We start from the raw sequence: 20,034 nt of genomic DNA, 5'->3' as shown, positions 1-20,034 counted from the left end.
CTTGCATTCCCCGGCGTAAGGCTTCACCTTCGCGTGATGGGCCGGACCGCCGACTACACCAATGAACGCTGCGCCATCGCCGCCACCCTCGAGGTCGTCGGCGATCCGTGGACCCTGCTGATCCTGCGCGACGCCTTCCAGGGCGTGAAGCGGTTCGAGCAGTGGCAGGAGCGGCTGGGCGTGGCGCGCAACGTCCTGGCCGCCCGCCTCAAGAGCCTGGTGGCCAACGGCGTGCTGGAGCCGCGCCGCTATTCGGAACGCCCGCCGCGCCAGGAATATGTGCTGACGGCCAAGGGCCGGGCCCTGTCGCCGGTGCTGCTGACCATGGCCGAATGGGGCGACCAGCACGTCTACGGCCTGGGCAAGGGGCCGGTGCACTTCGTCCACAAGACCTGCGGCTGCGACTTCCATCCCAAGCTGGCCTGCGAGGCCTGCGGCGAGATCGTCGACGGCCGCGACCTGGGCCGGGTGGTGCACGAGCAACAGGCCCTGACCGTCGGCGAGGCCCTGGAGGCCTCGGCCGCCGTCGCCGCCGAGTGAGCTACCGCTTCCACGTTCATCGCGCCAAGCCGACCTACCGCTACCGCCTGTTCAAGATCGGCCTGGGCTTCGACGACATCGTTTGATCCACAGGTTTTGACGGATGTGTCGGAACTCCGACGCCGCCTTCGCGTTTTGAGCCCTCGAGCGCGTGGTGCTCGGGCGGGGGCGCCCAGGGTTCAGTGGGGTTGGCGTTGGTGGAAGCGACGGGGCGGATAGGCGTGGTTGGCCCCGCCAGAAGCGTAAGCAAGCGGACATTGGACGTGCTGGGCGCGATCCTCGTGCTGCTGTTCTTCCTACCGGTGGGTGTGTTGATGATCATCGGGATCCGCTGCAGCCGGCCCGGTCCGATCTTCGCGCGGGAGGAAACCCTCGGCCTGCATGGCCGGACGTTCGGGCGCTGGCGCCTGCATCGGCCCGTCGAGGGCGAAAGCCTGTTCGATCAGGTGCTCTGGCGGGCGGGGCTGACCAACCTGCCCTCGGCCGTCAACGTCATCGACGGCGACATGTCGCTGATCGGACCCCGGCCGCAATCGCCCGGGCAGGACGCCTACCTGCGCCAGGGGCGGCCGGACTATGCGCGGCGCCTGGAAGCGCGGCCGGGGATGATCTGGCCGCGCGGCGCGGAGGGCGAACCCTCCTGGAGCGCCGAGCTGGACTATGTCGCCCGATGGTCGGTGTTCGTGGATCTGAGGGTCGCGGCCCTCTATGCGGTCCAGGGACTGTTCCGGGAGGAACAGGGCGTCGACTAGATCAGCGCGCGACCATCGCCAGGCCGATGATCAGGCCGGCCCACAGACCAAGGTTGGCCAGGATCACGCTCAGCCTGGTCAGCGAGACGTGGCGCTCTTGGCGATGCTTGTAAGTGTAGGCGGCGGTCGTCATGGTCCCTAAACTCCGAATTCTACATTCGCGTCAAAAACTTGGCGCGGTCGTACAGTAGATACGTATGCATGCCACAAAAGTTTCGTATGTCACTCGCCCAGTGGGGGATTTCTCGCCGAGAACGACGATTATTTTGCTGCGCGTCCTCGAAAGAGCGCCATTTTTTATCATAAATGTCAAATAATCGCGAGAAGCGAGCGATTTTACCGTCTTTAAGGCGCATATCTCATCAATGCGCGCCCGGCGTGTACGCGAGGATCCTCGGGTTGAAGCGAACGCGAATCCGGCGCGTCGGCGAACCCGCCGGCATGGCTACGGGCGGAGCGTCGCCCGCTCGGTCGCGGCGATGAAGCCGCCGCCCAGCACGCGCTCGGGGTCGGCGGGATCGTACAGCACGCAGGCCTGGCCGGGGGCGACGCCCTCCTCCAGCCCGTCGAACACCAGGCGAGGCTCATCGTCGACCAGGGCCAGGCGGCCCGGGACGGGTTCGCGGGTCGAGCGCACGCGGGCCAGCACCGGCGCGCCGGCGGCGGCGGCGGCCTCCAGGCTGCCCTCCACGCCCAGCCAGTTGCCTTCCTTCAGCGACAGGGCCTGGGTCAGCAGGGCCTCGCGCGGGCCGACGATCACCTGGCGCTTGTCGGCGTCGATCTTGACGACGAACAGCGGGTCGCCGACGGCGATGTTCAGGCCCCGGCGCTGGCCGATGGTGTAGCGGGTGACGCCCTCGTGGCGGCCCAGCACCCGACCGTCCAGGTGCACCATGTCGCCGGGCAGGGCGCCCTGCGGCCGGATCCGGTCGATCACCGTGGTGTACTTGCCCTCGGGCACGAAGCAGATGTCCTGGCTGTCGGGCTTGTCGGCGATGGCCAGGCCGAGCTCGGCGGCCACCTGGCGCACGGTCGGCTTGTCCATGCCGCCCAGCGGGAAGCGCAGGAAGTCCAGCTGCTCGGCCGTGGTGGCGAACAGGAAATAGCTCTGGTCCTTGGCCGGATCGGCGGCGCGCCGCAACTGGGGCCGGTTGCCGCCACCGGCGGGCATCGCGCGCTGCACGTAGTGGCCGGTGGCCATGGCCTCGGCGCCCAGATCGCGGGCCACGTCCAGCAGGTCGCGGAACTTGACGGTCTGGTTGCAGCGCACGCAGGGGATCGGCGTCTCGCCGCGCAGATAGGCGTCGGCGAAGTCCTCGATCACCTGCTCCTTGAAGCGGCTTTCATAGTCGAGCACGTAGTGCGGAATGCCGATCCGCTCGGCCGCCATGCGGGCGTCCAGGATGTCCTGGCCCGCGCAGCAGGCGCCCTTCTTGGCGATCGCGGCGCCGTGGTCGTAGAGCTGCAGGGTGACGCCCACCACGTCGTAGCCGGCCCTGGCCAGCAGGGCGGCGGTGACGGTGGAGTCGACGCCCCCGGACATCGCCGCGACGATCCGCGTCCCGGCCGGCAGGCCCACGGCCTGGCGCGCCTGCTCGACGGCGCGGTCGAGGGCGGTCGTTGTCGTCGGAGCATTGTCCAGAAGAGCGATGTCGGCGTCCATCGCGGCCATATAGCGGTTCAGGGCCGGTTTTGCGAGGTTTGGGGTGTCGCGGCGGTGACGCCCGCCTACCTCAGCACGTCCAGCAGCGACGAGTTCTGCAGGGACGAGAACACCTGGGCCGAGGCCTGGACGGCCAGCTTGGCCGACTCCAGGCGAGTGATCGCCTCGGCCATGTCGACGTCGGTGATGCCGCCGACCATGGTGCTCAGGGTGTCGGCCCGGTCCGAAAGCTCGGTCTGGGCGGTCTCGAAGCGCTTCTGGTTCAGGCCGTTCTGGGCCTGGGCGGTGGTGAGGCCGGTCTTCACCGAGTCGAAGGTGGGCAGCAGGCCGCCGAGGAAGTTGCTCTGGGCCTGGGTCAGCTTGCCGGTGAACGGACCATTGGCGTCGACATAGGCCTGGATCTGCTTGAAGGCGTTGTAGACGCCCGTGCCCAGCTTGTCGGCCAGTTGGCCGGTGTCGACCGTGGTGGTGTCGTCGATGCGGTTGGTGGTGACGTACTGGTCGTTCTGGAACAGCGCGGCGGTGCTGGCCGCCGCGGTCAGGTCGGCCATGGTGGTGGCCGTGGTCGGCAGGGTGTCGGACTTGGCGCCGGCGAACACGTAGCGGCCGTTGAACTTGCTGTTGAGGCCCTGGACCACGTCGCCGAAGGCGCCGTTCAACTGCTGCATCAGGGTCTCGGCGCTGCCGGCCGCGATGGCGTTGGCGATGGCGTCGCGGGCGTCCTGGGTGGCGTCGGCGACCTGGCCGATGCCGATGTCCTGGACGTCCAGCCGGTTGGAGACCAGGGTCGTCTGGTCCAGGAAGCCGGCCACCTTGGCCTGGGCCGACTTCATGGCCGTCAGGACCTCGGCGTTCTTGGCGTAGCCCTTCAGGTCGTTGGCGTTCTTCTGGCTGGAGACCTGCTCGCCGGCGATGTTCTGCAGCACCTGCGCGCGCATCAGGTTGCTGGTCATCACGCCGAAATTGCCGGAGGTGGAGACGCGGGTCATGGCTTAACCTCAAACGATATTGGTGAGGACATCGAACATGTCCTTCGTCGCCTGGATCAGGCGGGCGGAGGCGTTGAACGCCTGCTGGTAGGTGGTCAGGTTGACCAGTTCCTCGTCGAGGTTGACGCCTTCCTGCGACTGGCGCTGGGCGTCGACCTCGGTCTTGACGGAGTCGGCGGCTTCCTTGCGGCTGGTGGCGGCGGCGGCCTTGCGGGCGATCGAGCCGCTGAAGTCCGCGCCGTAGTTCAGCACGCTTTTCTTCGAGCCGGCGGTGTCGCCGGCGGTGGCGAAGCTGGCGGTGGCGTCGCCGGCCTTGGCCAGGGCCAGGGCGCCGCGGCCGTCGCCGGTCGCCAGGGCCGAGACGCCGGCCGCCACGGTCAGGTCCAGCTTGGCGAACGGCAGCTTGGAGGGATCGGCGTCCATGGCCGGGTCCACCTTGAACAGGCCGCCGCGCGTGCTGCGCTCGCTCATGCCGACACCGAACAGCTGGCTCAGCGACGGACCGCCGACGCCGCGCTGGGTGGTGTCCTCGACGACCGACAGGTTGACCGGGGTGGCGCCGTTCGGCGTGAAGGTCAGCTCGCCCTTCGAGCCCAGGGTGAACGAGCCGTAGAGCCCGACCCCCGAATTGCGGGAGTTCAGGGCGTCGATGGTTTCCTGCATCGAGCCTGTCCCGGTCGGGATGGCCACCTCGATGTCGCGGATGCGGCTGCCTTCGCCGTCGGTCAGGCGCAGCGTGATGGTCTGGCCGGGCGTGAAGCCGCTGGGATCGGTGGCGACCATGCCGGTTTCGTAGGGCGAGTAACCGTCCGAGCGGATGATGTCGTTGAGCCCGAAGAACTGGCTGAAGCCCTTGCCGGCCTTGGTCGAGGGCGTGGTGGCGTCATCGACGATGGCGACGCCATTGGTCGAGACGGCCGTGTTCAGGCTCAGCTGGCCGTTGGCGAAGGCCGCCGTGGCCGTGCCGCCCAGGGCGGTGTTCAGCTGGGTCAGGAAATTGGTGTTGGTGAAGGTCGGGCCGGCGGCGCCGTTGACGGTCATGGTCCCGGCGCCGAAATCGACGTCGACGCGCTGGATGATGGCGCCGGCGGCGTTGGTGATGGCGATCGTCGTCTTGCCGGTGAAGTTGGCGAAGGCGGTGTTGGCGTCCAGGCCGGTGTCCTTGCCGGTCATGCTGTTGGGCGCGGGGACCGAGCTGGCGGCGTTGGACGCGCGGTTCAGTTCCTCGGCGGCGCGGCTGACGAACTCGCCCAGCTGGTCGGAGAGATTGGGCAGCTCCTTGTTGCGCAGCTCCAGCAGGCCCTGGATCTCGCCGTTGGTGACGGCCAGCGGCATGACCTGGCCGCCGCTGTTGGCGGTGACGACGGTCAGATAGCCGTTGGCCGGGCCCGACTGGTTATAGGTGATCGTGGCCGGGCCGTTGCCGGCCAGGGTGACGCCCTCGGCCGAGCGGACCATGACGCCGCCGTTGGCGCGGTCGCTGACCTGGATGTTCATATAGGTCGACAGCTCGTTGATCAGTCCGCTCTGGACGTTCTCGGAGCCGGTGCCGTCGGCGCCCGCCATCTTGGCGCGGGTGATGTCGACGTTCAGGGCGTCGATCTGCTTGAGCAGGTCGTTGACGCGGCTGACGTCGGCGCCGATGCGGTTGTCGGTGTCCTTGATCTGGCTCGACAGCGAAGAGGTGATGCGCTTGCTCTCGCCCAGGAAGTCCTCGACCTTGGTGATGGCGCTGCTGCGCAGCAGGGTCGAGGAGGGATCGTCGGCCGCCATGGAGAAGGCGGCGTAGACGTCGTCGAGGGTCGCGAAGAAGTTGGTCTTGTCGCTGGGGTCGCCGAACAGCTTCTGGGCGTTGTCCATGGCGGTGGCGACCGCGCCCGTGCGGCCGGCGTCGGAGGCGCCGTTCAGGCTGGCGGCGGCCATGAACTTGTCCGTGGCGCGCTTGATGGCGTCGATGTTGACGCCCACGCCCATGCCGTTCGACACCAGGTTGGACTGGGCGATCGTCTTGCGGACATAGCCGGCGGTATTGATGTTGGCGATGTTGTCGGAAACGACGCGCAGGCCCGTCTGGGCCGCCATCATCCCCGAGGTCGCAACGTTCAAGATGGTGTTCAACGACATGGTCTATTCTCCGGCCTGCTCGGCAAACCACGAACGGCGCGACGCGACCTTGCCCGGCGAAAACTGCCGGGCGTTGCGGGGCTTGGCCCCTGCGGCGATGTGCAAGCCATTGTAATTCATGGCAATTCGTTCCTGACGTCGAGCGAGCGACAGAAACCTATGCGCAAGGAGGGCGCCAACTGCGGGTGGGGCGGGACGACGCGGCAAGCCTGGCCCTTTTCACCCGGTTCAGCCCGGCAAAAAGCGCCGTGGTCGGCCTATCGAAAGGTGTGAATGCAATATTAATATCAAATAAAACAATGATTTAGTTCGTCGTTTCGAGTTGGCCCGGCGGTTGCTCAGGGAAGTCCGGATCAAGGCGTGTCCTCTTCGGGCCGCCATCCTCCGTGGACTTCTTCGACGCATGACCGCGATCGCCGCTCCCGCTTCCGTCCTGCCTTCCGCCCCGGTCTCCGCCGGCGGCTATGACAAGGACGCGGCCGAAGGCTTCGGCGCGCTGCTGGCCCAGGCCGGAAGCGCGAACGCCTCGAACGACAAGGCGTCCCCGCGGGACGTCCGCGACGCCGGCAAGGCCGCCGACCGGGCGCAGGAGAACAAGGCGTCCGGCGCCAAGGCCGCCGACCGCGCCGCCGACGCCAAGGCCGAGGCCAAGGCAGACAAGGTCGCGGACGCCGCCGATCCCAAGACCGCCGCCAAGACCGCCGACGCCCAGACGACCGACAAGGCTTCGGACGCGGTCGACGGCAAGACCGACAGCAAGGACCAGGCCGTCGCCGACGCGCCCGTCGACACCGCCGCCGCGGGCCAAGCCGACGCCGCCGCCCAGGCCGCCGCCGCCCTGATCGCCGCCATGCAGGCGCCGACGGTCGAGGCGCCCAAGCCCGCGGCGGAGACCGTCGCGACCGCCGGCCAGGCCGCCCAGGCCATTCCGACCGAAACCCTCCCCGCGCCCGTCGTCGCCCAGGACTCCCAGGCTCCGGCCCAGGCTCTTCCCGCCGCCGCCCTGGCGGCCGAGGCCGCCGACTCCGCCCCGGACCTGGCGCTGTCGCCGCCGCCGCCGGCTTCGGCCGCCGAGCTCGCCGCCGCTGTGGCCGCCGCCAAGTCCAAGACCGCCTCGCCGGCCCCGGCCGCCGAGGCCGACGCCGCCCCGGCTCCGGCCCCGGTCCCGACAACGGCGTCTCCGACCGCTGAACCCGCCGCCGTGGCCGCCGCCCCGGCCGTCGACACCGCCGAACCGGCGCCCGTCCAGGCCGCCGCGGCTCAAGCCGCCGCGCCCGAGGTCGCCGCCCTGACCGCCAAGGTGGTCAAGGCCGCCGAACCGAAGACGACCGCCTCCACCACGGCGACCGCCGTCGCGGCCGCCGTGGCCGACGCCGCCGCCGAGCCGGCCCATGGCCAGGTCGCCGCCCCGGCCCACACCGCCACGACGGGTGAAGGCGCGATGGGCGACGGCGCCCACGACCAGGCCAACGCCCAGGGCTCGGCCCTGAAGGACGCCGCGCCGGCCACGGCCGCGGCCGACACGGCGGCTCCGGCCGCGACCTTTGTCGCGCCCGGCACGACGGCCGCGCCGGCCCCGATCGTCGCCGCCCAACTGCCCAAGGCCAGTCCCGAGACCGTCCACCACCTGACGACCGAGATCGCCAGCAAGGCGGTGGTCGGCAAGACCAGCCGTTTCGACGTCGTGCTGCAGCCGGAAGGCCTGGGCCGCGTGGACGTGCGCATCGAGATCGCCAAGGACGGCAAGCTGACCGCCGCCCTGAACTTCGACAATCCGGCCGCCGCCGCCGACATGCGCGGCAAGTCGGGCGAACTGCGCCAGGCCCTGGCGGCGGCCGGCTTCAACGTCGCCGACAACGCCCTGAGCTTCGACAGCTCCAGCCAGAACCAGGGCGGCCAGAACCAGAACGCCTTCTTCAATTTCCAGGGCGGCGAGAACGGCCGTCAGGCTTTCCAGGGCCGCGCCTTCCGATCGGCGCTGGGCGAGGAAATCCCCACCCTGTCCCCGTCCGCCCTGCTGCCCGGCCTCCGCGTCGCCGACAGCAGCGGCGTCGACGTCAGAATCTAGGAGAGCCCGCCATGGTCACGGCCACCAGCAACACCAGCAACGCCACCACGGACAAGATCAACAACGCCCGCAACTCGCTCGCCAACAACGAGCAGACCTTCCTGAAGCTGCTGACCACCCAGCTGAAGAACCAGGATCCGCTGGCGCCCACCGACACGACCCAGATGACCAGCCAGATCACCCAGATGACCGGTGTCGAGCAGCAACTGGTCACCAACGACCTGCTGGCCGCCCTGGTCGGCATGAGCACGGGCGGCGGCATCAGCGAGGGCGTCAACCTGATGGGCAAGCAGGTCACCGCCGAGACCGACAAGTCGGTGCTCAAGGGCGGCGAGGCGGCCTGGAGCTACACCCAGAGCCGCGCGGCCACGGGCGTCAAGGTCGAGGTCATCGACAAGTTCGGCAAGACCATCGCCACGGTGCTGCCCGACGACATGTCCGGCGGCGACCACACCTTCAAGTGGGACGGCAAGAGCGCCGACGGGACCAAGCAGCCCGACGGCGGCGAATACACCATCAAGGTGACCGCCACCGACGCCCAGGGAGCCAACATCACCACCACGGCCAAGGGACGCGTCGACGGCGTCGTCACCAAGGTCACCAACGAAAGCGGCGTCAACATGGTCTGGATCGGCGACACCAAGGTCCCGCTCGACTCCGTGATCGGCGTCACCAACCCCACCACGACGGCCACGTAACGGTCGTCACCACGAGATGAAGGGCGTCAGAACGACGCCGTCGCGGTCTCCCCGGCCTTGGCCGGATCCTGGGACCCAAACGCAAACCGCGCTGAACCTCAAACCCATCCGTTTTTGAACTTCATCGCAGGATCGCAGTCATGAGCATCAACAGCGCCATGCTCGCCGGGGTCTCCGGCCTGATCTCCAACTCGTCGGCCCTGGCCGCGATTTCGGACAACATCGCCAACGTCAACACCGTCGGCTACAAGCGTAGCTCGGCCAACTTCTCGACGCTGGTCACCTCCCAGAGCAAGAACGCCACCTACAGCGCCGGCGGCGTCAAGGCCCAGACCCACCAGTTCATCAGCCAGCAGGGCCTGACCCAGGCCACGACCTCCAACCTGGACCTGTCGATCGCCGGCTCGGGCTTCTTCGTCGGCACCGAGAAGCCGGAAGGCCTGACCGCCACCGACACCCGCTCGTTCACGCGCGCCGGTTCGTTCCAGCTGGACAACCTGGGCTACCTGAAGAACGACGCCGGCCTCTATCTGCAGGGCTGGCTGGCCGATCCGGTGACCGGCACGATCACGCCCGACCCGTCGGACCTGACCCAGCTGTCGTCGATCAATGTCGGCACCGTCGGCGGCACCGCCGAGAAGACCACCCGCGTCGGCGTCAACGCCAACCTGCGCTCGGAACAGGCCGTCGCGGCCGCGGCCAACGCCGTGTCGACCAAGACGGGCGTCGTCGAGACCGGCGGCGGCGGCGCGACCAACAACTACTCGGTCTATTACAGCCCCACGGGCACCGGGAACCAGTACCAGGTCGAGGTCCGACGCGCGGGCGTGTCGGTCGCCACCGGCGTCAACACCTACGATCCGACGACCGGCGCCCTGGTGTCGTCGACCCTGCCGGGCGGCGGCACGAACATCACGGTCGCTCCGGGGGTCACGGTCACCCAGACCCAGCTGGGCCTGAACACCAAGGCCGACGCCATCGCCAGCGGCGCCTATGACCCGGCGACCCGCTCGATGTCGGACTACGCCGAGGACCCGACCACGGGCGTCAAGCCGGACTTCGAGATCCAGATCCCGGTCTCGGACTCCAAGGGCGGCCAGCGCACGGTCACCCTGTCGCTGCTGAAGGGCCCGGGCCCCAACGAATGGTTCGCCGAGCTGCGGGCCAAGCCGGGCGACCTGGACAACAACACCAACGGCCTGATCAGCTCGGGCAAGATCACCTTCACCACCGACGGCAAGCTGAACTCGGTCGGCAACCTGTTCGGCGGCGTCACCCCGACGGCGATCAACATCGGCGCGTCGGACCCGACCGTGGCCAACCTGGCCCCGCCGGCGGTGACGCCCCCGCGCTGGGCCGACGGCTTGGGCATCGACTCGCAGGACATCCAGATCGACCTGGCCAGCGCCGCCGGCGGCCTGACCCAGTACAACAGCCAGTCGGTGGTCCAGTCGGTCAACACCAACGGCACGGCCTTCGGCAACCTCACCAACATCGAGGTCGACGACCAGGGCTATGTCTCGGCGATCTTCGACAACGGCGTCACCCGCCGGATCGCACAGGTTGCGATCGCGACGTTCTCGAACCCCAACGGATTGAAGGGGGTGAACGGAAATGCATATCGCGTCACCAACGAAAGCGGCACCTATAGCCTGAAGACTCCGGGGCAAGGGGGCGCGGGCGTGATTGCTCCGTCCACGCTGGAAGCTTCGACCGTCGACTTGTCGACCGAGTTCACGGGGTTGATCACGACGCAGAGAGCCTATTCGGCTTCGTCGAAGATCATCACCACCGCTGACCAGATGCTAGAAGAGCTTCTGAGCATTAAGCGGTAATTACAGGTCTTAACTGACCTTAATTACCCTGTGTCACATTGATACATCACGGGAGTAGGGAGAAAGCCTCATGTTTCAGTCTTTCTTTACTATTGGAATTAAGCGCCTGTTATTTCCCGGCGCGTATATTCCTCTCCAACAGTGATGGTTGTGGGAAAGGCGTAAAGCCATGTTGCAGCAGCAGCGCACGAACAGCCGGGGTGAGAAGTACGTGATCGGTCCGACCGGCGCGCCGCTGACTCTCTCCGACTTGCCGCCTCCGGAAACCCAGCGTTGGGTGATCCGGCGCAAGGCCGAGGTGGTGGCCGCCGTCCGCGGTGGTCTCCTCTCGCTCGACGAGGCGTGCGATCGGTACAAGTTGACCAACGAGGAGTTCCTCGCCTGGCAACAATCGATCGACCGTCACGGCCTGGCGGGTCTGCGGACCACGCGGCTTCAGCAGTACCGCTAGTCGGCGGAGCGGAAGCCTATGTCGTGCGGGGGTTTTCGAACCCTCGGCGACCTGTCGAACAGTTCAGCGGCCGCGTCCCCCCGGGGCGCGGCCGCGACCTTTTGGCGCCCCTGGGACCCCCTTGGAGAGGCCCTTTGTAAACGACCCGTTTACCTTGCACTGGGTAAATCCTGCCTAGCGACGGCGTGCTCCGGCGCGCAGCGGCTGGCGCTCTCTCCGGAGGCGCCGTTCAGGGGTAGGGCGTAGGTTGGATAAGTTCCTCAGCGCGATTCAAAGGTTTGGCGTCGGCCGTCTGGCCGCCCTGATCGGCGTCGCCGCGGGCGCGATCGCCGTGATCGCCGCCGTGATGATGATGATGAGCAAGCAGCCCAACGAGCTGCTGCTGTCCAATGTCGACCCCAAGGAATCCGCCGCCGCCACCCAGGCGCTCGACGCCGCCAACATCAAGTACGAGACCAAGAGCGACGGCTCGACGATCTATGTCGCCCGCGACAAGGTCAACGCCGCCCGCCAACTGATCTTCACCAAGGGCCTGGTGACCTCCGGCTCGGTCGGCTACGAGATCTTCGACACCAGCAGCGCCCTGGGCCAGACCGACTTCGTCCAGCAGCTGAACCGCCAGCGCGCCCTGCAGGGCGAGCTGGAGCGCACCATCCAGGGCTGGGACGGCGTGCGCGCCGCCCGCGTCCACCTGGTGATCCCCAAGCGCCAGCTGTTCGAGGAAGACGCCGAGAAGCCGACCGCCGCCGTCACCATCAGCACCGGCCGCGAGCCGTCGGCCGACATGGTCCGCGCCGTCCAGAACCTGGTGGCCGGCTCGGTCGCCGGCATGAAGCCCGACGCCGTCAACGTGATCGACCAGCACGGCAAGACCCTGTCGGCCGGCAACGACGAAAGCCTGGCCGGCAAGCTGGCCCAGGACGCCAAGAGCGAGGCCGAGGCCCGCATCGCCAAGACGGTCAAGGACATGATCGACGGCGTGCTCGGCCCGGGCAAGGCGCGCGTCAACGTCACCGCCGACCTCGACCTGAACCGCGTCACCACCCAGGAGCGCAAGTTCGACCCGGACGGCCAGGTCATCCGCTCGGAAAGCACCAACGCCAACAATTCCAGCGAGACCAAGAACGACGACACCGGCGGCGTCACCTCGACCCAGAACATCCCCGGCCAGACCCCGAACGGCTTCCAGCCGCTGGGCACCAAGCAGGACAGCAACGAGAGCGTCACCAACTACGAGATCTCGGAAAGCACCACGACCACCGTCCAGGAGCCGGGCAAGGTCCGCAAGGTCGCCATCGCCGTGGCCGTCGACGGCATCACCGCCCCTCCGGGCAAGGACGGCAAGCCGGGCGCCTACACCCCGCGCTCCGCCGCCGAGATGGCCCAGCTGGAGCAGCTGGTGAAGACCGCGGTCGGTTTCGACCAGACCCGCGGCGACCAGGTCTCGGTGGTCAATGTCCGCTTCCCGCAGCCCGAGGACCAGGGCCTGGGCAAGGCCGGCCTGATGGACGGCATCGACAAGAACGACCTGATGCGCATCGCCGAACTGGCCGTGCTGGCGGTCGTGGCCCTGCTGATCCTGCTGTTCGCGGTCCGTCCGTTCCTGAAGAGCCTGATGAGCCCGCCGCCGACCCCGCTGGGCCTGGCCCTGAACACGCCGCAGATCACCCGCATGGTCACCCTGTCGGACGGCACCACCCAGGAAGTGGTCGTCGACCAGACGGGCGAGCCGATCGCCATCGCCGGTCCGGCCGACATGGACCAGCGCATCGACATCGCCAAGATCGAGGGCCAGGTGAAGGCCTCGTCGATCAAGCGCGTCTCGGAGTTCGTCGACAAGCACCCCGACGAATCCGTCGCGATCCTCCGCTCCTGGCTGCACGAGTCGGAGTAGGCGATGAAGAACTCCATCAACGACGTCAAGAAGCTGGCCGGGCCCGAGAAGGCCGCGATCGTGCTGCTCGCCCTGGGCGAAGAGCACACCGCGATCTGGGAAGCCCTGGACGACGAGGAAATCAAGGAAGTCTCCCAGGCCATGGCCGGCCTGGGCACGGTCTCGGCCTCGGTCGTGGAAGAGCTGCTGGTCGAGTTTGTCTCGGGCATGAGCTCGACCGGCGCGATCATGGGCTCCTACGAGCAGACCCAGCGCCTGCTGTCGGCCTTCATGCCGCCGGAGAAGGTCGACCAGCTGATGGAAGAGATCCGCGGTCCCGCGGGTCGGACCATGTGGGACAAGCTGGGTAACGTGAACGAGGCCGTCCTCGCCAACTACCTGAAGAACGAATACCCGCAGACCGTCGCGGTGGTGCTGTCCAAGGTGAAGTCCGACCACGCCGCGCGCGTGCTGGCCTCGCTGCCCGAGGACTTCGCCCTGGAATGCGTCACCCGCATGCTGCGGATGGAGCCGGTCCAGCGCGAGATCCTCGACAAGATCGAGCAGACCCTGCGCACCGAATTCATGTCGAACCTGGCGCGCACGTCCAAGCGCGACAGCCACGAGATGATGGCCGAGATCTTCAACAACTTCGACCGCCAGACCGAGGCCCGCTTCATCGCGGCGCTGGAAGAGCGCAACCGCGAGGCGGCCGAGCGCATCCGCGCCCTGATGTTCGTGTTCGAGGACCTGTCGAAGCTGGATCCGGGCGGCGTCCAGACCCTGCTGCGCGCCACCGGCAAGGAACAGCTGGCCCTGGCCCTGAAGGGCGCCTCGGACAAGCTGCGCGAGATGTTCTTCTCCAACATGTCCGAACGCGCCAGCAAGATCATGCGCGAGGACATGGAGAGCATGGGCCCGGTCCGCCTGAAGGACGTCGACCAGGCCCAGGTCGCCATGGTGCAGGTCGCCAAGGACCTGGCCGCCAAGGGCGAGATCATGCTGGCCGGCGCCGGCGCCGAAGACGAACTGATCTACTAGGGGGATGGCTGAATGACCGACATCGCCCACAAGCGCTTCACCTTCGACACCGTGTTCGACGACCACGGCGGCATGAGCGCGCCGCCGCGCGTGAAGAAGAACTTCACCCTGGAGGAGCTGGAGGCCGCCAAGGCCGAGGCCTACGCCGCCGGCGAGCAGTCGGCCGTGGCCCAGGCCGAGCGCGAGGCCGTCCTGGCCCTGAACACGGTCGGCCAGGCGATCCACAGCGCCTTCTCGACCCTGGCCGCCGTGGCCCACGAGCACCGCGAGGGCTCGGCGATGCTGGCCCTGGCCTGCGGCCGGGCCATCGCCGACGCCGCCCTGGACCAGTTCCCCGAGGCCCCGACCCAGGCGGCCCTGGTCGCCCTGGCCCGCGAGGTCGAGGCCAGCCCGAAACTGACCGTCCGCGTCGCCGCCCATCTGGTCGAGCGCACCCAGGCCGCCCTGGAGCAGACGGCCCAGGCCATCGGCTTTCCCGGCCAGATCGTCGCCCGGGCCGACGCCATGCCGGCCGCCGCCTTCCTCCTCGACTGGGGCGACGGGCGCGCGGCCTTCAATCCCGACGACGCGGCCGCCCGCGTCACCCAAGCCCTCGAAGCCGCCATCGCGGCCGAGGGTCTCCACGCCGAACCCCTTGTGCCTAGCGAAGGCTGACCGCCATGTCCGAAGACAACCTCACCCTCGACGAATTCGGCGGCAGCATGCTGGCCTCCGAAATGCCGGTCGAACTCAGCGACAAGATCGCGTCGGACCTGGCGCCGGTGTTCGACGTGCCGGTCAACATCTCCGCCGTGCTGGGCCGGGCCCACATGTCGGTGGCGCAGCTGCTGCAGCTGTCGGCCGGCAGCATCCTCGAGCTGGACCGCAAGGTCGGCGAGGCGATCGACATCTATGTGAACAACCGCCTGGTGGCCCGCGGCGAGGTCGTCGTCGTCGACGAGCGCCTGGGCGTGACCATGACCGAAATCATCAAGGACGGCGACGCCGCCGGCTGATCCCGCGCGACGTCGACGAACGCTCAACCTGTTGCACTGCCGGGGCGCCTAAGGCCCCAACGGAGAGAAAACGATGCGCCTCCTGGTCGTCGGAAAACTGAACGGACAGCTCTCGGTCGCCGTGAAGATGGCGATGAACACCGGGGCCAAGGTCTCGCATGTCGAGACCACGGAAGCGGCGACCCACGCGCTGCGGGCCGGCCAGGGCGCCGACCTGATGATGGTCGAGTACACGCTCGACATCGCGGGCCTGATCGCCGCCAACGAGTCCGAGCGGATCCGGGTGCCGGTGGTGGCCTGCGGCGTCGACGCCGACCCGATGCGGGCCGCCGCGGCGATCAAGGCCGGGGCCAAGGAATTCATCCCGCTGCCGCCGGACGCCGAGCTGATCGCCGCGGTCCTGGCCGCCGTCACCGACGACAACCGCCCGATGATCGTCCGCGATCCGGCCATGGAAGGCGTCATCCGCCTGGCCGACCAGGTGGCGCCCTCGGAAGCCTCGATCCTGATCACCGGCGAGAGCGGCTCGGGCAAGGAGGTGATGGCCCGCTACGTCCACGCCAAGTCGCGTCGGGCCAAGGCGCCGTTCATCAGCGTCAACTGCGCCGCCATCCCCGAGAACCTGCTGGAAAGCGAACTGTTCGGCCACGAGAAGGGCGCCTTCACCGGCGCCGTGGCCCGCCGGGTCGGCAAGTTCGAGGAAGCCAACGGCGGCACCCTGCTGCTGGACGAAATCAGCGAGATGGACGCCCGCCTGCAGGCCAAGCTGCTGCGGGCCATCCAGGAGCGCGAGATCGACCGCGTGGGCGGCTCCAAGCCGGTCAAGGTCGACATCCGCATCCTGGCCACCTCCAACCGCGACCTGGCCCAGGCGGTGAAGGACGGCACGTTCCGCGAGGACCTGCTCTACCGCCTGAACGTCGTGAACCTGCGCCTGCCGCCGCTGCGCGAGCGTCCGGGCGACGTGATCACCCTGTGCGAGCACTTCGTGAAGAAGTACTCGGCCGCCAACGGCCTGCCGGAAAAGCCGATCTCGGCCGAGGCCAAGCGCCGGCTGATCGCCCATCGCTGGCCGGGCAACGTCCGCGAGCTGGAAAACGCCATGCACCGCGCGGTGCTGCTGTCGCCGGGCGCGGAGATCGAGGAGTTCGCCATCCGCCTGCCGGACGGCCAGCCCCTGGCCCCCGCGCCGGACGTGGCCGTGGCCCGCGGCGCCCAGATGGCCGCCGACGCCGTGTCGCGCACCTTCGTCGGCTCGACGGTGGCCGAGGTCGAGCAGCATCTCATCATCGAAACGCTGGAGCACTGCCTGGGCAACCGCACCCACGCGGCCAACATCCTGGGCATCTCGATCCGCACCCTGCGCAACAAGCTCAAGGAATATTCCGACGCGGGCGTTTCGGTCCCGCCGCCGCAGGGCGGGGTGGCCGCCGCCTGAGGACAGCGAACCGGGTTCGGGCGCCGCGACCATCGGTCCGGCGCCCAACATAGCTAATTTCGATTAAGACCCCTGGCGACGTCGCGCAAATCGCTTCACTCGCGAGAGCGCCGCGGAAGCTGGACAACAGGATCGAAGGGTTTCATGGCCGACGCCGCCGTCCCCAAGGCCGCAAGCTCGATCCCCAGCGCCAAGTCGCTGTGGGAAGGGATCCTGCGCGGCGAAATGGGGCTGGCCCTGGGCGTCGTGGGCATCATCGTCCTGCTGATCATCCCGGTCCCGCCGATGCTGCTGGACCTGCTGCTGGCCATTTCGGTGACCGGCTCGGTGCTGATCCTGATGACGGCGGTGCTGATCAAGAAGCCGCTGGAATTCACCTCGTTCCCGACCGTCCTGCTGGTCGCCACCCTCTACCGCCTGGGCCTGAACGTGGCCTCGACGCGCCTGATCCTCGGCCACGGCCAGGAGGGCTCGCACGGGGCCGGCGCGGTGATCGCCGCCTTCGGCAACCTGATGATGCAGGGCAACTTCGTCATCGGGGTGATCGTCTTCATCATCCTGGTGGTGGTGAACTTCATGGTCGTGACCAAGGGGTCGGGCCGGATCGCCGAAGTGGCCGCCCGCTTCACCCTGGACGCCATGCCCGGCAAGCAGATGGCCATCGACGCCGACCTGTCGACCGGCCTGATCGACCAGGACACCGCCAAGCAGCGCCGCAAGGACCTGGAGCAGGAGAGCACGTTCTTCGGGGCCATGGACGGCGCCAGCAAGTTCGTGAAGGGCGACGCCGTCGCCGGCCTGATCATCACCGCGATCAACATCGTCGGCGGCATCCTGATCGGCGTCGTCCAGCACAAAATGCCGCTCGGCGAGGCCTCGGCCTCCTACACCCTGATGACCATCGGCGATGGTCTGGTCAGCCAGATCCCGGCGCTGATCATCTCGATCGCCGCCGGCATGGTCGTGTCCAAGGCCGGGGTCGAGGGCAGCGCCAACAAGGCCCTGACCACCCAGCTGGCCATGAACCCGGTCGCCCTGGGCATGGTCTCGGCCTCGGCCGGCGTCATCGCCCTGATCCCGGGCATGCCGATCATCCCCTTCGCCGCCCTGGCGGTGGGGTCGGGGTACCTGGCCTATCGCCGGGCCTTGAAGGCCAAGGAGCCGCAGCCGCTGGACCCCGCCGCCCTGGCCGCCCTGGCCGAGGCCTCGGCCGAGCCGGAGGAGGAGCCGATCAGCGCTTCCCTGGCCATCGACGACGTCAAGATCGAGCTGGGCTACGGCCTGCTGACCCTGATCAACGACCTGGACGGCCGCAAGCTGACCGACCAGATTCGCGCCCTGCGCAAGACCCTGGCCACCGAGTTCGGCTTCGTCATGCCGCCGGTCCGCATCCTGGACAACATGCGCCTGGCCAACCAGGGCTACGCCATCCGCATCAAGGAGATGGAGGCCGGGGCCGGCGAGGTCCGCCTGGGCTGCCTGATGGCCATGGACCCGCGCGGCGGCCAGGTCGAGCTGCCCGGCGAGCACGTGCGCGAGCCCGCCTTCGGCCTGCCCGCCACCTGGGTCGAGGAGGCCATGCGCGAGGAGGCCACTTTCCGCGGCTACACCATCGTCGATCCGGCCACCGTGCTGACCACGCACCTGACCGAGATCCTCAAGGAGAACATGGCCGACCTGCTCTCCTACGCCGAGGTGCAGAAGCTGCTGAAGGACCTGCCCGAGGGCCAGAAGAAGCTGGTCGACGACCTGATCCCCTCGGTGGTCAGCGCCACGACCATTCAGCGCGTGCTGCAGGCCCTGCTGAAGGAGCGGGTGTCGATCCGCGACCTGCCGCAGATCCTGGAAGGCATCGGCGAGGCCGCGCCGCACACCGCCTCGGTCATCCAGCTGGTCGAGCAGGTCCGCGCCCGCCTGGGCCGCCAGCTGTGCTGGGCCAATCGCGGCGAGGACGGCGCGCTGCCGATCATCACCCTGTCGGCCGAGTGGGAGCAGGCCTTCGCCGAGGCCCTGGTCGGCCCGGGCGAGGACAAGCAGCTGGCCCTGGCGCCCTCGCGCCTGCAGGACTTCATCCGCGGCGTGCGCGACGCCTTCGACCGCGCCGCCATGGCCGGCGACAGCGCCGTGCTGCTGACCAGCCCGGGCGTGCGGCCCTATGTCCGCTCGATCATCGAGCGCTTCCGCGGCCAGACCGTGGTGATGAGCCAGAACGAAATCCACCCGCGCGCGCGCCTGCGCACCGTCGGGATGGTCTAGAGGCGCGCCGACCGCCGCCGTCGGCGCCCGCCCAGAAAAAGCCCCGAAATGGTCACGGCCTGTTACGGACTATTTCGGAACCGTTGCCGATAGGTCGCGTTCGGTTTGGCAAGGCGGGGGCCTTCACGACGGAGCGCTACTGATGAAAACCAAGATTGCCATGTTCGCCGCCGCCGCGACGCTTTCGCTGGCCGGCGCCGCGTTCGCCCAATCGGCGACCTCGAGCCAGACGCCGGCCGCCACCGGCACGACGCCTTCGGACCAGACCATGCCGTCCGCCCAGACGACCCCGTCTGGCACGACTTCGGCGACGCCGGCCACGCCCGCCTCGCCGTCGACCGGAACCCAGGCTTCGCCCGCCACCCCCGCCAGTCCGGCCACGGGCGCGGCCGCCTCGACCGGCGTGACGGGCGCCGCGGGCACGGCCGCCGACGCCGACGCCGCGGGCACGCCGTCCTCGGCCAACGTCGCCCTGGACCTGAAGGTCGGCTCCGAGGTCAAGGACCCCTCGGGCGCGGTGGTCGGCACCATCGCCGGCACGGCGGCGGGCGCCGACGGCTCGACCAACGTGGTCGTGACCAGCGGCGACAAGAAGTTCGCCCTGCCCAAGGCCAGCTTCAGCGCCGCCGCCACCGGCGGCCTGCAGACCACGGCCACCAAGGCGCAGATCGACGCCACCCTGGCCGGCGCCAAGCCGCAATAACCATCCGGCGTCATCGGAACGACGAGGAGCCCGCTCGGCATTGCCGAGCGGGCTTCGCACTGCTAGCGATGGGCCAGTACCCGGCGGAGCTCCCGCTGACATGAGGGGTGTCGGATGGCTCCGGCCAGAAATTCCAAGGCGCGTGGGTCGAGTGGCCTGTTCTGGGACCTGCTGACGTTCGACCGCCTCGTCACCGGGCCGGTGATCCACCTGATCTACTGGGCGGGCCTGGGCGTCGTGGCGCTGTTCGCCTTCTCGGTGGTCGGCGCCGCCGTCGGCCTGGCGCTGAAGGAACCGGGCCTGCAGTCGCTGCTGCTGGCCTTCCCGGTGCTGATCGCGGGCCTGCTGGTCGCCGCGGCCATGGTGCTGCTGTGGCGCGCCTTCTGCGAGTTCTACGTCGCCATCTTCCGGATCAGCGAAGACCTGCGCGCCCTGCGCCAGGCCAGCGACGCCGACCACGCGGTGGCCACCGCCACGCGCCCGCCGGCCCAGAAGCCGGTCGGCTGAGCCCGCGCCCCCCTGCGACCGAATAACGCGGTCCGCGAAAATTAGCCTTGAAACTTGAGGGTGAGGGCGGTCCCCGGCGTCTAAGCGGCAGGAGACCGCTC

Annotated in this window: 18 protein-coding genes; 14 read left to right on the top strand and 4 right to left on the bottom strand. The window is 68.6% G+C overall.

Annotated elements, in window-relative coordinates; translation table 11 throughout:
* Positions 1-36: 36 nt before the first annotated feature.
* Together AC07NX_RS12520 and AC07NX_RS12515 are read left to right on the top strand one after the other, a co-directional pair.
* Positions 37-540, top strand: a complete 504-nt coding sequence (locus AC07NX_RS12520; RefSeq protein ID WP_494642166.1) for a winged helix-turn-helix transcriptional regulator — start codon at positions 37-39, stop codon at positions 538-540.
* Between the two features lie 182 nt (positions 541-722).
* Positions 723-1,292: a sugar transferase gene (locus AC07NX_RS12515; RefSeq protein WP_494642165.1), complete on the top strand. Its 570-nt coding sequence runs from the start codon at positions 723-725 to the stop codon at positions 1,290-1,292.
* A 1-nt stretch (position 1,293) separates the two neighbouring features.
* Here the strand turns inward: AC07NX_RS12515 and AC07NX_RS12510 are convergent, their stop codons facing one another.
* The 4 genes from AC07NX_RS12510 to flgK all read right to left on the bottom strand — a co-directional run bounded on the left by AC07NX_RS12510 (position 1,294) and on the right by flgK (position 6,068).
* Positions 1,294-1,425: a hypothetical protein gene (locus AC07NX_RS12510; protein ID WP_494642163.1), complete on the bottom strand. Its 132-nt coding sequence runs from the start codon at positions 1,423-1,425 to the stop codon at positions 1,294-1,296.
* A 312-nt stretch (positions 1,426-1,737) separates the two neighbouring features.
* Entirely contained in the window at positions 1,738-2,964 is a 1,227-nt protein-coding gene (mnmA, locus tag AC07NX_RS12505; protein WP_494642162.1) for a tRNA 2-thiouridine(34) synthase MnmA, read from the bottom strand.
* A 56-nt stretch (positions 2,965-3,020) separates the two neighbouring features.
* On the bottom strand, positions 3,021-3,944 hold the full coding sequence (locus AC07NX_RS12500) for a flagellin (RefSeq protein WP_494642161.1): 924 nt from the start codon (positions 3,942-3,944) through the stop codon (positions 3,021-3,023).
* Between the two features lie 9 nt (positions 3,945-3,953).
* A complete protein-coding gene (gene flgK / locus AC07NX_RS12495) occupies positions 3,954-6,068 on the bottom strand; it encodes a flagellar hook-associated protein FlgK (RefSeq protein ID WP_494642160.1) in 2,115 nt (704 codons plus the stop codon).
* 403 nt (positions 6,069-6,471) lie between these two features.
* On the opposite strand from flgK, the gene fliK reads away from it, so the two are divergent.
* From fliK to AC07NX_RS12435, 12 genes are all read left to right on the top strand, one after another.
* A complete protein-coding gene (gene fliK / locus AC07NX_RS12490; RefSeq protein WP_494642158.1) occupies positions 6,472-8,136 on the top strand; it encodes a flagellar hook-length control protein FliK in 1,665 nt (554 codons plus the stop codon).
* Between the two features lie 11 nt (positions 8,137-8,147).
* Positions 8,148-8,834, top strand: coding sequence for a flagellar hook assembly protein FlgD (locus tag AC07NX_RS12485; RefSeq protein WP_494642157.1), 687 nt, complete (start codon positions 8,148-8,150; stop codon positions 8,832-8,834).
* A 140-nt stretch (positions 8,835-8,974) separates the two neighbouring features.
* Entirely contained in the window at positions 8,975-10,669 is a 1,695-nt protein-coding gene (gene flgE / locus AC07NX_RS12480) for a flagellar hook protein FlgE (protein WP_494642156.1), read from the top strand.
* A gap of 169 nt (positions 10,670-10,838) precedes the next feature.
* Entirely contained in the window at positions 10,839-11,120 is a 282-nt protein-coding gene (gene sciP / locus AC07NX_RS12475) for a CtrA inhibitor SciP (protein ID WP_007675208.1), read from the top strand.
* A 247-nt stretch (positions 11,121-11,367) separates the two neighbouring features.
* Positions 11,368-13,014: a flagellar basal-body MS-ring/collar protein FliF gene (fliF, locus tag AC07NX_RS12470; protein ID WP_494642154.1), complete on the top strand. Its 1,647-nt coding sequence runs from the start codon at positions 11,368-11,370 to the stop codon at positions 13,012-13,014.
* Positions 13,015-13,017: 3 nt separating this feature from the next.
* Entirely contained in the window at positions 13,018-14,034 is a 1,017-nt protein-coding gene (fliG, locus tag AC07NX_RS12465; protein ID WP_035072442.1) for a flagellar motor switch protein FliG, read from the top strand.
* A gap of 12 nt (positions 14,035-14,046) precedes the next feature.
* Positions 14,047-14,688, top strand: a complete 642-nt coding sequence (locus AC07NX_RS12460; RefSeq protein ID WP_035072444.1) for a FliH/SctL family protein — start codon at positions 14,047-14,049, stop codon at positions 14,686-14,688.
* A 5-nt stretch (positions 14,689-14,693) separates the two neighbouring features.
* Entirely contained in the window at positions 14,694-15,029 is a 336-nt protein-coding gene (fliN, locus tag AC07NX_RS12455; protein WP_035072446.1) for a flagellar motor switch protein FliN, read from the top strand.
* 73 nt (positions 15,030-15,102) lie between these two features.
* Positions 15,103-16,467: a sigma-54-dependent transcriptional regulator FlbD gene (flbD, locus tag AC07NX_RS12450; RefSeq protein WP_494642153.1), complete on the top strand. Its 1,365-nt coding sequence runs from the start codon at positions 15,103-15,105 to the stop codon at positions 16,465-16,467.
* A 144-nt stretch (positions 16,468-16,611) separates the two neighbouring features.
* Entirely contained in the window at positions 16,612-18,723 is a 2,112-nt protein-coding gene (gene flhA / locus AC07NX_RS12445) for a flagellar biosynthesis protein FlhA (RefSeq protein ID WP_494642152.1), read from the top strand.
* A 142-nt stretch (positions 18,724-18,865) separates the two neighbouring features.
* Positions 18,866-19,426: a hypothetical protein gene (locus tag AC07NX_RS12440; protein WP_494642150.1), complete on the top strand. Its 561-nt coding sequence runs from the start codon at positions 18,866-18,868 to the stop codon at positions 19,424-19,426.
* A gap of 114 nt (positions 19,427-19,540) precedes the next feature.
* Positions 19,541-19,933 (top strand): DUF4282 domain-containing protein, encoded by a 393-nt coding sequence (locus tag AC07NX_RS12435; protein WP_494642149.1) that lies wholly within the window; start codon positions 19,541-19,543, stop codon positions 19,931-19,933.
* The last annotated feature ends 101 nt before the right edge of the window (positions 19,934-20,034 follow it).

The organism is Caulobacter sp. GW821-FHT09A05 (assembly GCF_059418465.1).
Note: the sequence above shows the minus strand (reverse complement) of the source record. Positions and strands in the feature narration are given on the sequence as shown.